Source organism: Pseudomonas sp. O230, from assembly GCF_045447035.1.
Taxonomy (GTDB): domain Bacteria; phylum Pseudomonadota; class Gammaproteobacteria; order Pseudomonadales; family Pseudomonadaceae; genus Aquipseudomonas.
The window spans coordinates 237,962-252,322 of record NZ_JBJGXN010000009.1 but is presented as its reverse complement, the minus strand read 5'-3'; the positions used below and the strand labels follow the sequence as shown (position 1 = coordinate 252,322).

Annotated in this window: 13 protein-coding genes; 6 read left to right on the top strand and 7 right to left on the bottom strand. The window is 60.4% G+C overall.

Annotated features, from left to right (window positions below; translation table 11 throughout):
- Positions 1-54: 54 nt before the first annotated feature.
- Positions 55-918 (bottom strand): universal stress protein, encoded by an 864-nt coding sequence (locus ACI77H_RS20895; protein ID WP_407013617.1) that lies wholly within the window; start codon positions 916-918, stop codon positions 55-57.
- A 159-nt stretch (positions 919-1,077) separates the two neighbouring features.
- Between ACI77H_RS20895 and ACI77H_RS20890 the strand changes: the two genes are divergently transcribed.
- From ACI77H_RS20890 to ACI77H_RS20880, 3 genes are all read left to right on the top strand, one after another.
- Complete coding sequence (locus ACI77H_RS20890; protein ID WP_407013616.1) at positions 1,078-1,686, top strand: tRNA-(ms[2]io[6]A)-hydroxylase; 609 nt, start codon at positions 1,078-1,080, stop codon at positions 1,684-1,686.
- A 229-nt stretch (positions 1,687-1,915) separates the two neighbouring features.
- Positions 1,916-2,623: a winged helix-turn-helix domain-containing protein gene (locus ACI77H_RS20885; RefSeq protein WP_407013615.1), complete on the top strand. Its 708-nt coding sequence runs from the start codon at positions 1,916-1,918 to the stop codon at positions 2,621-2,623.
- Positions 2,624-3,910: an ATP-binding protein gene (locus ACI77H_RS20880; RefSeq protein ID WP_407013614.1), complete on the top strand. Its 1,287-nt coding sequence runs from the start codon at positions 2,624-2,626 to the stop codon at positions 3,908-3,910.
- Between the two features lie 133 nt (positions 3,911-4,043).
- On the opposite strand, the gene ACI77H_RS20875 is transcribed toward ACI77H_RS20880, so the two are convergent.
- The 4 genes from ACI77H_RS20875 to ACI77H_RS20860 form a co-directional block, all read right to left on the bottom strand.
- On the bottom strand, positions 4,044-4,832 hold the full coding sequence (locus ACI77H_RS20875) for a MipA/OmpV family protein (RefSeq protein ID WP_407013613.1): 789 nt from the start codon (positions 4,830-4,832) through the stop codon (positions 4,044-4,046).
- Positions 4,833-4,990: 158 nt separating this feature from the next.
- Positions 4,991-7,240, bottom strand: a complete 2,250-nt coding sequence (locus ACI77H_RS20870; protein WP_407013612.1) for a TonB-dependent siderophore receptor — start codon at positions 7,238-7,240, stop codon at positions 4,991-4,993.
- A 108-nt stretch (positions 7,241-7,348) separates the two neighbouring features.
- Complete coding sequence (locus tag ACI77H_RS20865; RefSeq protein ID WP_407013611.1) at positions 7,349-7,837, bottom strand: GFA family protein; 489 nt, start codon at positions 7,835-7,837, stop codon at positions 7,349-7,351.
- A gap of 25 nt (positions 7,838-7,862) precedes the next feature.
- A complete protein-coding gene (locus ACI77H_RS20860; protein WP_407013610.1) occupies positions 7,863-8,294 on the bottom strand; it encodes a PaaI family thioesterase in 432 nt (143 codons plus the stop codon).
- A 259-nt stretch (positions 8,295-8,553) separates the two neighbouring features.
- Between ACI77H_RS20860 and ACI77H_RS20855 the strand changes: the two genes are divergently transcribed.
- The 3 genes from ACI77H_RS20855 to ACI77H_RS20845 all read left to right on the top strand — a co-directional run bounded on the left by ACI77H_RS20855 (position 8,554) and on the right by ACI77H_RS20845 (position 11,748).
- Positions 8,554-9,438 (top strand): LysR substrate-binding domain-containing protein, encoded by an 885-nt coding sequence (locus tag ACI77H_RS20855; RefSeq protein ID WP_407013609.1) that lies wholly within the window; start codon positions 8,554-8,556, stop codon positions 9,436-9,438.
- Positions 9,439-9,538: 100 nt separating this feature from the next.
- Positions 9,539-10,648: an agmatine deiminase gene (gene aguA, locus ACI77H_RS20850; protein ID WP_407013608.1), complete on the top strand. Its 1,110-nt coding sequence runs from the start codon at positions 9,539-9,541 to the stop codon at positions 10,646-10,648.
- A 2-nt stretch (positions 10,649-10,650) separates the two neighbouring features.
- Positions 10,651-11,748 carry an extracellular solute-binding protein gene (locus ACI77H_RS20845; RefSeq protein WP_407013607.1) on the top strand — a complete coding sequence of 366 codons (1,098 nt, stop codon included), beginning with the start codon at positions 10,651-10,653 and terminating at the stop codon, positions 11,746-11,748.
- A gap of 160 nt (positions 11,749-11,908) precedes the next feature.
- On the opposite strand, the gene ACI77H_RS20840 is transcribed toward ACI77H_RS20845, so the two are convergent.
- Positions 11,909-13,498, bottom strand: coding sequence for a lactate dehydrogenase (locus tag ACI77H_RS20840; RefSeq protein WP_407013606.1), 1,590 nt, complete (start codon positions 13,496-13,498; stop codon positions 11,909-11,911).
- Between the two features lie 245 nt (positions 13,499-13,743).
- The gene (locus ACI77H_RS20835) at positions 13,744-14,361 is read right to left on the bottom strand and encodes a DNA-3-methyladenine glycosylase family protein (protein WP_407013605.1); all 618 of its coding nucleotides are present in this window, start codon (positions 14,359-14,361) and stop codon (positions 13,744-13,746) included.

The window sequence follows — 14,361 nt, the reverse complement described above, 5'->3', positions numbered from 1 at the left end:
ACCCCTGCAGGAGTCGGCTTGCCGGCGATAGCGCTGCAACCGGCACCGCACAGCTCAATGTTGCGTCACGATCTCCTCCAGATGATCAATGATCGTATCCGGCTTCAGCACCAGCACATCACTCTCCACCGCATCCAGCACCACTTCTGCCGTATTGCCGATCAACGCCCCCGACAACCCGGACCGCGCCACGGTGCCGATAACCGTTACCGCCGCCTGCAGCTTGTGGACCATGTACGGAATCAACACATCCGCCGGACCTTCGGCGATATGCAGGTGGTCGTCATCAATGTCGAACTCGGCCTGAAATGCCTTGCACTGCTCGCGATAGCGCGCCTCGATGGTTTCGCTGAGCTGCAACGTAGGGTCCGCTGCCGACAGCATCGGTGACGGATGGGCGCTGATTACGTGCAAGTGCGCCTTGGCCAGGCTGGCGATGTCATAGCCGTGATCGACAATGCACGCATGCAACGTGCGATGTTCGCCGTCGGTATTGCCGACGTCGATGGCCGCCAGAATCACGCCGCCCGTCCAGGGCTTCGAGGTTTTCACCAGCAATACCGGCGTCGGGCAGTAGCGCAGCAGTTTCCAGTCTGCCGGGGTCAGCAGCGCCTTTTTCAATGGGCTGTCGGGGTAATGCTGCTTGATCACCAGCCCGCAACCTTCGGCTTGCTGCACATCGACGATGGTTTCGTGCAGGCTTTCGTTCCAGGCTTGTTCGGTGGTGACGCTATAGCCGTCTTCAAGCAGCGCAGCCTTGAGTACGCCGAGCATGCCGCTGTGGTCATGCTTGCGGTCGCAGACCAGCAAATGCAAATGCGCCTGAGTCACGCCAGCAATCAGTTTGGCTCGTTTCAGCGCCAGGCTTTCCGAGTGCTCGGGTTCGATGACCACCAGAATGCTGCGAATGGCTTGCATGATCGGGATCTCCAGGAAGTAAAGAATACTGCGTGGGACAACTATAGTTGCTGGTCGCGCATTCGGGACTTGATGCATATCAACGGTCGCGGCTGGTGGTCTGGCGGCGGGCCGGTATAATCGGCGCCCTTCGTTTTGAACCTTTTACCCGTGAGCCCCATGATCCTTCCCGAAATTCACGAATTCCTCGGTTGCCGCACCCCGGACGGCTGGGTCCAGGCCGCGCTGGCCGATCAGGAAACCTTGCTGATCGACCACAAGAACTGCGAATTCAAGGCGGCCAGCACGGCATTGAGCCTGATCGCCAAGTATCACTCCCACGTCGATCTGATCAACCTGATGTCGCGGCTGGCCCGGGAGGAGCTGGTGCACCACGAACAGGTCATGCGCCTGATGAAGAAGCGCAAGATCGGGCTGCGTCAGCTCTCGGCCGGGCGTTATGCCTCAGGCCTGCGCAAAGTGGTGCGCAGCCACGAACCGGTGAAACTGGTGGATACACTGGTCGTCGGCGCGTTTATCGAAGCCCGCAGTTGCGAGCGATTCGAGGCCCTGGTGCCGCACCTGGACGAAGAGCTGGGCAAGTTCTACTTCGGCCTGCTGAAAAGCGAGGCCCGGCATTTTCAGGGTTACCTGAAACTGGCCTACCAGTACGGTGACGCCAAGGACATCGCTCAGGTGATCGACCGGGTCCGCGCTGCCGAGCAGGAGCTGATCGAATCGCCGGACGTGGAATTCCGTTTCCACAGCGGCGTTCCTGCCGCCGCATAACCGGTTGGCGCCCGGCTTGCTGGCGATGGTGGCCCTGAGATCGCTATCGCCGGCAAGCGGGCGCCTACAGGTGTGATCTTTCGCGCCTGAATTGTTAAAAACTCTTAAGAGTATGAAAGATCACTGAAAACCGGCCCCAGCGGCCGGTTTTTGCTGCCTGTGATAGCCGTCCCGACCGCGATTGGCGCCATAATGCCGCCCACTTCACAAGGGTTGGCACGCGTTCGTTATGGAAAACCTGGGTTTTGGCAAAGTACTGCTGGTGGAGGACGACGAAAAGCTCGCCGGGCTGATCGCGCACTTCCTGTCCCAACATGGCTTTGAGGTGTTGCAGGTGCACCGCGGCGACCTCGCGTTGCCCGCGTTCCTCGACTTCAAGCCGAAAATAGTGGTACTCGACCTGATGCTGCCGGGCCAGAGTGGCCTGCACGTGTGTCGCGAAATTCGCAGCGTGTCCGACACACCGATCGTCATCCTCACCGCCAAGGAAGATGATCTCGATCACATTCTCGGGCTGGAATCCGGCGCCGATGACTATGTGATCAAACCGATCAAACCCCCGGTGCTGCTGGCTCGTCTGCGTGCGTTGCAACGCCGGCAAACGCCGGACAGCAGTGTCTGCAGCTCGCTGGAATTCGGTCACCTGAGCATCGACCGCAGCTGTCGCGAAGTGCGCCTGGCGGGCGAGGGCATCGAACTGACCACCATGGAGTTCGAGCTGCTGTGGTTGCTGGCCAGCGCGGCGGGCAAGATTCTGTCCCGCGACGACATCCTCAACCGCATGCGCGGGATCGCCTTCGACGGCCTCAACCGCAGCGTCGACGTCTACATCAGCAAATTACGCGGCAAGCTCAAGGACAACCCGCGTGAACCGGTGTGCATCAAGACCATCTGGGGCAAGGGTTACCTGTTCAATCCGTTTGCGTGGGAGCTGTAAATGCTGCGGTTATTTCTCGGGCTGTTTCTGATGATGACGGTTGGCCTGGTCCTGGGACTGCAAACCGTCGAGCGCACGTTCGATGCGCTGCTCGCCGGGCAAATGCAGAGCTACAACCGCGAGGCGGTGCGTGGCCAGGCCTGGTCGCTGGTGGAGCAGTTGCGTGGCCTGGACGGTGCGGCCCGGGAGCGCCAATTGGCCGCCGTGCGTCCCCACTATGGTTTGGGCTTGAGCCTGGTCGAGACCGATCAGTTGGCCCTGACCGAGCAGGAACAAACCGAGTTGGCCCAAGGCCTGCTGGTGCTTCGTGACAAGTACACGCAATTCATTTCGCGCATTGACGACGGTCCGCAGTTGCTCAGCATCAAGCTGCCGGCCGAGCCGAGTCTGATGCCGTTCTACATTGCCACGGCCTATCTGATGATCGCGGTGATGATCGGTTTCGTGTTGTTTTTCTGGGTGCGCCCACACTGGCGAGATCTGGAGAAGCTGCGCCTGGCCGCCGAACGCTTTGGCGACAACAACCTGTCGGCGCGGATCCAGTTGTCCAAACGCTCGAACATTCGTGACCTGTCCGAACATTTCAACCTGATGGCCGCGCGAATCGAAGGCCTGATCGGCAATCAGCGTGAGCTGACCAACGCGGTGTCCCACGAATTGCGCACGCCGATTGCACGGCTGTCGTTCGAACTCGATCAGCTCAAGCAACAAACCGATCCGACCCAGCGCCGTGAACTGATTGCCGACATGTACGCCGACCTTGGCGAGCTGGAAGAAATGGTCTCGGAGCTGCTGACCTATGCCAGCCTTGAGCGTGGCGCTACGGTGATCACGCGGGAAAATATCCAGGCCAACAGTTGGCTCGACAGCGTGGTCGGCAGCGTGGCGCTGGAGGCCGAGGCGGCCGGGGTGCAATTGCTGATTGTCGAGTGTCAGGTCGATGAGGTGCGCATCGAGCCGCGTTTCATGGCGCGTGCGGTGATCAATCTGCTGCGCAATGCCATTCGCTATGCCGATGAGCGCGTGGAGCTGTCGTTGGTACGCACCGGTGATTATTACGAGGTCCAGGTCAACGATGATGGGCCGGGCGTGCCGGTGGCCGGTCGGGAGAAGATCTTTGAGCCGTTCTCTCGCCTGGACGCCAGTCGAGATCGCCGCACCGGTGGCTTCGGCCTGGGCCTGGCCTTGGTGCGGCGGGTGTCACAGTCCCATGGCGGGCAGGTGCAAGTAGCGGATTCGCCGTGGGGTGGGGCGTCGTTTCGTATGACGTGGGCGCATCAGGATTAGCATTGGTGCCCTTGCGGACCCCTTCGCGGGCAAGCCCGCTCCCACAGGTTTCTTGGTGTGCACAGGATTTGTGTACGACATAACACCCTGTGTGAGCGGGCTTGCCCGCGATGGCGTCCCGCATCACCTCAAATCAAAAGCTGTACACCACCTGCCCAGCCAGCGAAGTCTGCATCCGCCGCTCGACAATCGGACTGTCCGCCGCCTCCTTGGCCAGATACTGCACCGCCAGCACCGTCGACACATTCCATTGATCATTGATCGGCAACGACCAAGTCAAGTCCGCCCCCCGACTCACCAGCCCGCCATGAGCGTCATACGCTCGGAATTGACTGCGCGCCGCCTGACCCGTACTGACGCCATACCAGGTACGCAGGTAATTGCTGTCGCCGAACTGACTGTTGAGGCTGCCGACGAGCTTGCCATAGTCACCTTCGTAGAACGGCGCGCTGATGCTCAGTTTCAAGCGGTTCCAGGCTGAGCCGGTGTCGTGTTCGTCGTCGTCTTCTTCCAGCGCATGTTCAAAGCTGGCGCCGAGAATGATCGGCCCCATGTGATAAGTCCCGTCCAGCCCCAACACAGGGCGTGACTTGATCGAGCCCATGCCGTTCAGCTCATCCGAACCCTTGAATCCGCTTTTACGGTCCTTGCGCACATCGCTCGCGCCGACGTACACGCTGAGGCCGAAGTCGTCTTCGTCAAACGCCCAGCCAAGGCCTTTTTGCGTGTCGAGAAAAAAACCATAAGGGCTGACGATTTCGCCACTCAGCAGCGGCGCCACCACGCGTTCATCGCTGCCGCTGTAACGCGGCGCACTGGCAGCACCGGCGTGCAGGCTGTAATGCCAGTCTTCGGCGTGCAAGGCGGTGGAGGGGAGGAACAGGCAGAATGAAGTCAACGGCAGAGATAGCGAGCGAAGCATGGAAGCACCCTGAGGGAGATTGGATGCGCCCATGCTAGACGGGTGACGCCCGGCAATCTTTGGCAGCTTTGTCGCAAAACTGTCAAAGACTGTGAACGGGTTGGTGAGCGGTGAGCAGCCTGTGGCGAAGGCGTAAACCCCCTCGCCACAGGTTCAGCTTAGAAGTCCCACCGGGTGGTCAGCATCAGGTTGCGCGGCTCGCCGTAGAACGTGGTGTCGTAGTTGCCCAGGCCGGACAGGTACTTCTTGTCGAAGACGTTGTTGGCGTTGGCGGTGAAGCTCAGGTGTTCGTTGTACTGGTAACGGGTCATCAGGTCCACGAGGGTGTAGCCGCCCTGTTTGATCCAGGTGTAGTCGCCCGCGGGGGCGCTGTAGATTTTGCCGTATAAGGCGCTTTGCCAACTGATGCCGCCGCCGACGGTGACTTTTTCCAGGGCGCCAGGCAGGCGGTAGGTAGTGAACGTCCGTACCACGTGATCTGGCTTGCTGGTGGACAGCGGGAAGCCAAAGATCCGCTGTTCGTCTTTATCACGGGTGCGTGCGTAGGTATAACCGGCCGTCAGGTTCCAGCCCTCGGCCAGTTCGCCGGCCAACTCCAGTTCCACACCTTTGGTGGTGGTGCCGTCGACGGCTTTGAAGATGCCTTCGTTGGTGATCGCGTTGGTGCCGGTCTGCTCGGCGACGCCGTCCTGCTCGATGCGGAACAACGCCAGGCTGGCATTTAACCGGCCATCGAAGTAAGCGGCTTTCAACCCGGTTTCATAGCTGTCGCCTTCAACCGGTGTCAGGGTCATGCCACTGGCATCCTTGTAGGTCTGAGGCTGATAGATCGAGGTGTAGCTGGCGTACACCGAGTACACATCGTTCAGGTCGTAGACCACGCCCGCATACGGCGTGACGATGCCGTGCTCCTTGTAGCTCGCGTGGGTGTCGTCCAGCGGTGAGGCCGCGATGTAGCGGTAGTCTTCGTTGTACTTGAAGGTGCTCAGGCGGCTGCCGAGGATGACCGACAGATCATCGGTCGGGCGCAAGCGGGTGGCGAGGTAAACACCGTTCTGGCTCTGGGTGCGTTCGTACTTGCCGTTTACCGGGAATTCCTGTTTCGGCAGACGACCTTCCCAGTCGTATAGGCTCCCCGGGACACTTTCGAAGGCGCTGATGTCGTAGGTGGAACCGGTCTGGCGGGAGTGGGACGTCATGACGCCGGCCACCAGTTCATGCTCGCGACCGCCCAGCGTGAAGGGGCCGGAGACGTTCACGTCGGCCGTGTCCTGCACGCGATGACCTTCGAAACGCCCCCAGAAGAAGGACATGCCTTCGCCGGTCGCGCGGTCCGGATTGCCATAGCTGGCCGAGGCCAGTTGGGTATCGTGATCGGTGGTTTTCTCGCTGAGGCTGGCTTTGAACTTCCAGTCGTTGGCCAATGCTTGTTCCAGCGAGGCAAAGTAGCTGATTTCGTCGAAATCGCGACGGCTCCAATCAGCTGCCGGGTTGAAGCTGCGCGAGAAATCGGTACGGCCGCCGTCGGAGAAGTACGTCGTGTTACCGGTCCAGGAGCTGCCGCGAGGGGTGGCACTGGATTTGTCGATGCCGAACGTCAGCAGGGTATCGTCGGTCAGGTCGGCTTCGAGGATGCCGTAGTACAGGTCTTTCTTCTGGCTGTAATGGTCAATGTAGGAATCCTTGTCCTGGTACACGCCGACAAAGCGCCCGCGCACGTTGCCCGAGTCAGTCAGTGAACCGGAAACATCGCCCGTGGTGCGGTAGCTGTCCCACGAACCGACAGTGCCGCTGATCGAAGCCTTGAACTCTTTGGTCGGCTTCTTGCGGATCAGGTTGACGCTGGCGGAGGGGTCGCCCGAGCCGGTCATCAAGCCGGTTGCGCCCTTGATCACCTCGATGCGGTCAAGGCTGGCCGAGTCGTCGCTGTTGTTCGGGTTTTCCCCATAAACACCGTCGTAAGGCTGGTTGACCCCGTCGTACTGGAAGTTGGTGATGGCAAAGCCGCGGGCGGCAAACTCGGTACGGTCGCTGTCGTACTTCTGCGTCGAAACACCGGGGGTATTACGCAACGCGTCGCTGATGCTTTGCACGCCGCGATCGTCCATCTGCTGACGGGTAATCACCGTGACCGATTGCGGTGTTTCGCGGATCGACAAAGGCAGGCCCGTGGCCGAAGACGTTGAGCCGGTGGTGTAGGAATGGGTGTCCTCGGTGGTCGCGCCCAAGGCGACGCCCTCGATGTTCGTCGCCCCCAGTTGCAGCACGCCATCGTCCTTGGCTGCCGTTTTTCCGGTGGCCGTTTCGGCGGCATGGGCGGTGGAGGCCAGGCTCAGCAGAGCGGCCGGAAGGGCCAGAGCCAAGGGGCACAGAGCAAAACGGAAACGCGCGGCAAGTGGGTGCGACATGGAGATCCCTTTGTATCGAATCGATCGGTAAGTGAAAGGCTTCTGAGGGTTAACCGAACGAAAAACGCAAAGGGGAACTGCCGTGTGCAAAAAAAATCGCGGTTTTGATTAGCGAGTCAGCCCCAGTCGCTCGTGCCACTGTGCGATGGACTCCTCGGGCCAGATCTCGCACTGCCGATCACCGGCATGCGCCGGGACCTCCACCCACGGCGCTTTCGAATTGAGCATCATCTGCGTGTACTCGGGTGGCACCGGCAGCGCCGTATCAATGGCCGAGGCGAACGGGTGAATCAGTTCCGGCCATTCAGGGCTGAATAGCCACAAGCCCGAGCCACACACCGAGCAGAAGTGCCGCTCTGCCGTGCTGCGGTGGGCGCGTTTGTCGCTTTCGTCCTTGAGTCGCGCGTGATAGATCGCGATGGATTGGCGACCGTGCACCTTGAGGCTGGCGGCATCGCCCGCGATGTTGACCGAGTAACCGCCACCGCTCTGGGTCTTGCGGCAGATCGAGCAATAGCAACGTTGGTACGGGTAGGGGTGGGCGCTGATCAGACTGAACGACACGGCGCCGCAGTGGCAGGAGCCTTCGAGTCGCATGGCAGAACCTCCAAATGATTGGCTGTTACTTCCCTGACCGCCCCGAAAACCGGTGGTTCACTGCTGGATCGGCACCAGGATCGCATCGCCGGTTGCCACCCGCTTCAACTGATCCCCGGTTTGTGCGAACAGTTCGGCGGGCAAACACCTGCTTCTTGCCGGCCTTCACCACCTGGCCGCGCGCAATGAACACTTCACCGACGGCGGGTGCCAGGCAATTCACCGAAAAATGCGACGCCAGGACATTGCCAGCGACCGTTCCGGCCGCAAACCCACAGGCGGTATCGAGCAGCGCACCAATCAGGCCGGCATGCAGGAAGCCTGCGTATTGCGCCATGTCCGCCTCGCGAAAAGCCATGGTCAGTTCAACCACGCCCGGCTCGGTGCGAGTGACGTCGAAACCGGCCCAGCGGTTGAAGGCGGACGTTGAATTGATCTTTTTGAGTTCATCAAGCATGGCCAATCCCTCCGGTTGAGGCATCAACATGCGCCGGGCTCGGGGGGATGTCATGGTGGATAAAGGAGGGTGATGGGCGGGTGGATTTATGGTGAATATTCAGGCCTCTTCGCGAGCAAGCCCGCTCCCATAAAGATTTCGTGAACACTGGAGATCAAATGTGGGAGCGGGCTTGCTCGCGAAGAACGATAACGCGGTCTGACTGGACGCCCACCGATGGCCGGGTCAGCATGAACACCTCGCAAACAGGATCAAACACATGCGCCGATTACCTTCACTGGCCGCACTGAAAACCTTCGAATGCGCCGCCCGCCACGCCCACTTCGGCCGGGCCGCCGCAGAGTTGTGCGTCACCGACAGCGCCGTCAGCCATCAGATCCGCCAGCTCGAAGAGCAACTGGGCGTGTCTCTGTTCATCCGCGAAGGCCGGCAAATCCGTCCGACCATGGCCGCCGGGCGCCTGATGCAAAGCCTGCAGCAAGCCTTCGAACTGATCGGCGAGGCCTGCGAGGAACTGCGCGATCCGTCGTCGCTGGCGGTGTTGCGCCTGGCGGTGACGGCGGAGTTGGCGCAAAAGTGGTTGATGCGTCGCCTCACGGATTTCTACGCGCGCTACCCGCACATCACCTTGCACCTGTACGAACAACCGATCGATGCCACCGCGCCTGGCGAAGACATCGACCTGGCGATCACCTACGGCACCGGCCCGGTGGACAGCAGCACGTACTTCGTCAAGCCGTTGCCGGCCTTGCAATTCTTCCCGGTGTGCAGCCCCGGCCTGTTCAATCAGGGCACTTTGAAAACCCCGAAAGACCTGGCGCGCCACTGCCTGCTGCACGACGATCAGGACGGCAAGACCTGGACCGCGTGGCTCACCAGTCATGCCGGCGATCAACGCCCCGAACGACAGTTGTATTTCGCCCATGCCGGGCTGGCGCTAGAGGCTGCGGCCCAGGGTCAGGGTGTGGCGATGGGCGATAACCTGACGGCGCAGGAAGATCTGCTCAGCGGTCGGCTGGTCCGGCCGTTTACTTCAAGCATGACCGCGCTGGGCCAATACGCGCTGGTGTGTGAACGAGTGCGCCTGGAGCGTCCGGCCGTGGCGCAGATGCTTGAATGGTTCAACGATCAGTTGATCGATTGATGAGTTGAATTCAAGTATTCCGAAATAATCATCGTTGGCGAGGAGGGCGCCGACGACCTTAGCCTGTGGTCATTCCAATCCCTGCTGATGAGGTTTGACCATGGCACGTTTGCTCGAATCCACCCCCAAACAAGACGGCTTCCGCCTGCCCGGCGAGTTTGAAACCAAGGCCGGTTGCTGGCTCGGCTGGCCGGAGCGCACCGATGTCTGGCGCAACGGGGCCAAGCCGGCGCAGAAAGTCTGGGTGCAGATCGTCACCGCCATCTCTCAAAGTGAACCGGTCACCGTGTGTGCCTCCGCCGCGCAATTCGCCACGGCGCGCCGTCAGTTGCCGCCGCAAGTGCGCGTGGTGGAAATGACCTGCAACGACACCTGGTTCCGCGACAGCGGCCCGTGCTTTGTGGTGAATGACGCCAGCGGCGAAGTGCGCGGCGTCGACTTCGAATTCAACGCCTATGGCGGCCTCGACGGTGGTTTGTACTACCCATGGGACAAGGACGACCAGATCGCCAGCAAAATCCTCGAAATCGAACGTTTCGACCGCTACCGCGCACCGCTGATCGCCGAACTCGGTGGTATCCAGAGCGACGGCCAGGGCAGCGTCCTCACCACCGAACAATGCCTGCTCAACCGTAATCGCAACCAGCACCTGGGCAAGGAAGAAGTCACCCGGCGGCTGACGGACTACCTCGGCGCCGAGCAAGTGATTTGGCTGCCGCGTGGTTGCAAGTTCGACGAAACCGACGGTCACGTCGATGACCTCGCGTGCTTCGTGCGTCCCGGTGAGGTGGTTTTGCAATGGACCGACAATCGCGATGACCCGCAATGGGAAATCTATCAGGAAGCCTACGACGTCCTGCGCAGCACCCGTGACAGCCGTGGCCGCGAGTTGAGCGTACACAAACTGCCACAACCCGACGTGCTGGAATGGACCGCGGAAGAAGCCGAAGGCCTGGACCGGCAAGACAGCACCCACACCCGTCAGGCCGGGACCAAAATCTGCGCGTCGTACATCAACTACTACGCTGGCAACACCTCGATCGTGGTGCCGCTGTTTGGCGATCGGAACGATCAGGTGGCGTTGGCGACACTGGCCGAGCTGTTCCCGCAGCACAAGATCGTCGGCATCGAAAACTCCCGGGAAATCCTCCTCGGCGGCGGTAACGTCGCGTGCATCACCATGCCGCAATACGCCGGCAAAGGAGTGTGATCATGGGCCTGCACAAACTGGCTCAAGCGTTATTGCTGGTGCTTGCACCCTTGTGTGTGCAGGCCGCCGACAGCGCCAGACCGGTGGTGAACCTGTACATCTGGGGCGAGTACCTGGCCCCGGATACCCTGACCAATTTCGAGAAGAAGACCGGCATTCACGTGGTCGCCGATCATTTCGATTCCCTGGAGACCGTCGAAACCAAACTGCTCACCGGCCGCAGTGGCTATGACCTGGTGCTGACGGCGGGTCAGCATTTGTCCAGGGCTATCCAGAGCGGGGCGATTCAAACGTTGAACCCGCAACGGTTGCCGCACTTTGCCGGCGTCGGTGATGAGTTCCGCCAGCACATGGCGGTGTTCGATCCGGGCAATCGTTACGCCGGGATTTACGCCTGGGGCACCACTGGCGTGGGCTATCAGCAAGAGGCGATCAGAAAGCGTTTGCCAGACGCCCCAACCGACAGCTGGGCGATGCTGTTCGACCCGGCAGTGGTATCGAAATTCGCCGATTGTGGCGTGAGTTTGCTCAACGATCCCAACGAAGTGTTCGCTGCAGTGATGAAGTACATGGGGCTGGACATCAACCGCCAGAACCTCGATGACCTGAAGCTGGCCGAGCAGCAATTGGCGAAGATCCGGCCTTACATCCGCTATTTCGACAATGATCTCAACATCAGTGATCTCGCCAACGGCAACACCTGCGTGGCGATGTCGTGGAACGGCAACGTGGCCATCGCGGCAGGCCAGGCAGAGGCCGCGAAAAAACCGTTCACGTTGACTTACCGGATACCGAAGGAAGGGACGCTGATCTGGTTCGATGCCATGGTCATTCCCAAGGATGCGCCGCATCCCGAGGCCGGTCTGGCGTTGATGGATTACCTGATGACGCCGGAAGTGATTGCGCGGATCACCGACACCATCCATTACGCCAATGCGATCACGGCGGCGGATGACTTGATCGATCCGGCGATTCGTAATGATCCGGGCACGTATCCGTCGGCGGCCGTCAGGGCTTCGTTGTATAGCAAGAATGACAATGGCAAGGCGTTCAATCGGGCGTTGATTCGGGCGTTCAGTCGGTTGAAGTCCGGGTTGTGACTGGCATTTTCAATGTGTGGTGAATGTGCCGGCGCCATCGCTAGCAGGCTAGCTCCCACAGTGGATCTCCAGCGTTCATGAGACCCCTGTGGGAGCTGGGCTGCTAGCGATGAACGATAACGCGGTCCCACTGAACGCCACCGATACCCGGATTTTCGGGTCAGCCCTTAATCTCCATCGGGCTGCTTACCAACATCACCTTGTCCTGAAGAGCGGCGAAGGCGTTTGACGTACCCCGTCCCTGTTTCGCCAGTTTGTCTTCTTGCAGTGCCTGTTGCAGAAGACCGAGGAGATTTTGCGTCTTCGAGGACGAGACAGGCGTCACGGTATCTTCATCCAGACGCCCCATTACATATTTGGAAATACGCATGGACTGGCTTGCCGAATGGCTGACGGATGCTTCGACCAACTTACCTTTGACATAGCCGATGCTGCTCGTGCTGCTGGCCTGATCGTCGATCTGGTAGTACTGATAGTTCTGAGATTGTGGGTCATCCGTCAGATCCAGCTTTTGGCCGGCATACAGTGGCTTATGGTATTGGGCTGTCAGATGCGATTGCTGATGCTGGACGACCTTGCGATTTAACTGATCCTGACCTTTGGATTGCGTGGCCTGCGATAAGCCATAGGTGAACGAGTCGAGTTCGAGAGGCCGTGCAGGATTACTGTTCACTGTCTTCTCGGTGACCGTCGCGCTGAAGTCGGCGAGGCCGGTGAGCACGCGGCGGTCGGTGTCTGTCAGTTTGATTGCCGTCAGCGCCTGCAGTCCGGTAGCCGCGCGGCTTTCCGGGTAGTTGCTGTGCACAGTCTTGAATGCACTCTCGAACATCGACAGCAGATTTTGGTCGCCGTCGCCTCGTACGCGCGCCGCTTCTATTTGACGCAGGTATCCTGCGAGCGCCTTGGATTGCTGATTGCTGTCGCCGAGGATGGCGGCGTTTTTCAGGTCCACGGACATGTCGAAATCGCCCGCCGCGCCGCTCATGCGTACCTGGCGCTGGCTTGCGTCGGCATGCAGCTCAAAGCTCTGCGTACTGTCATCGTCGAGCTTGAACCGTGTGGTCAGGTCGACCGAGGAAAACACGTCAGTGTCGAACTGAGCCAGCGCCTCCAGCTTGAGTTGCGGTGGAACGGCGGTGAGGCCTTGAATGGCCGATTCAAATCCTTCGGCCATGGCGCCAAGCGCAGTAAGTTCTTCCTGGCTGAGTTCGCCGCCCTGGACCTGAGCCTGCACCGCCAGCGCGTTATCCTGACTGGACAGGGTGATCTGGACGGTTTTGCCGCTGGCTGTTTTCAGGGTCAGGTTGATGCTGTTGTCGGCAACGCCACTGTGGATCCTGGCTTGGGCTGCCGCCAACTCTGCAGGCTCGAGCGCCCGCCCGGTCGGTGAGCGAATGACCAACTGGGAGATGTTCTGGTTGGACTGCGCCAGCTGCAGTAGCAGTGTCTCACCCAGCCCCCGGAACCGGCTGCTGGCTGAAGCGCTTGCGAAGTTGCCACCCATCCGAAACGACACTTTGTCAGGCTGCGTGTATTCCCAGGCAAGCGGAGCATCAGGCTCCACAATGACACCCCGGGAGGTGTAAGTCTGCGCATTGATGGTGTTGTTATCTTGATGCAAGGTGACAATCGATGCGGGGGAGGACAGGGCGGCTGTTGATTCGGTGGTAGCGCCAACGGCGGGCTGGGTGGCAGCAAGCCTGGCGACCGCCAGTGGCGGCAAGGAAGAGATTGAAGAGATGACGGTCATTGCTGCTCCATGCTGAGTGCCAGTAGTTTCCTACAGCACTTATCGGCAAGGGGTTTCACAACTTGAGGTGCGAGTGCCGGTGGGTCTGGATGTGTGGTGAATGGGCGGGCCCCTTCGCGAGCAAGTCGAATCGTCGTACCGCCGCTCCCACAGGTTATGTGCGAGTACAGTTATTGCGTACACCCAGATCTCTGTGGGAGCAGGCTTGCTCCGGGCGGCGTTCCGACGAAGAACGATAACGCGGACTATTTGGCCGGCACCCGCCACAAATACCACGCCGCCACCGTCCGATACGGGCGCCACGCCGCGCCGATCTCGATCATCTGCTTGCGCGTCCGTTGCATCTCCAGGCCTTTCAACCGCCGATAGCCCTCGCGCACCCCAAAATCATCCGCTGGCAGAATGTCCGGGCGCTCCAAGCTGTAAATCAGCAGCATTTCCACCGTCCAGCGGCCAACGCCGCGCAAGGTAATCAACTGCTCGATCAGCGCTTCATCGTCCATGGCCAGCGCCGTTTCGTAGTCCGGCACCACGCCGTCCAGCGCCGCTTGAGCGATGCCCTCAATGGTCGCGATTTTACTGGCGGAAAAGCCGCAGCTGCGCAGCTGATCAAACCCGCTCGCCAGAATCTGTTCGGGCCGCGGAAACGTGGCCGCAGGAAACAACGCCAGGAGTCGCCCGACAATCGCATCCCCGGCCTTGGCGTGCAGTTGCTGATAGGCAATGGCCCGCACCAGCGACTCATACGGGTCGCGAGCCGCATGAGGTTGATGCAGGCAAGGGCCGATGGCTTTGATGTGGCGCGCCCAGTCTTCGTCAATGGATGCCAGAAACCGGGTCGCGGGCCGATAGCGATCGGGCAT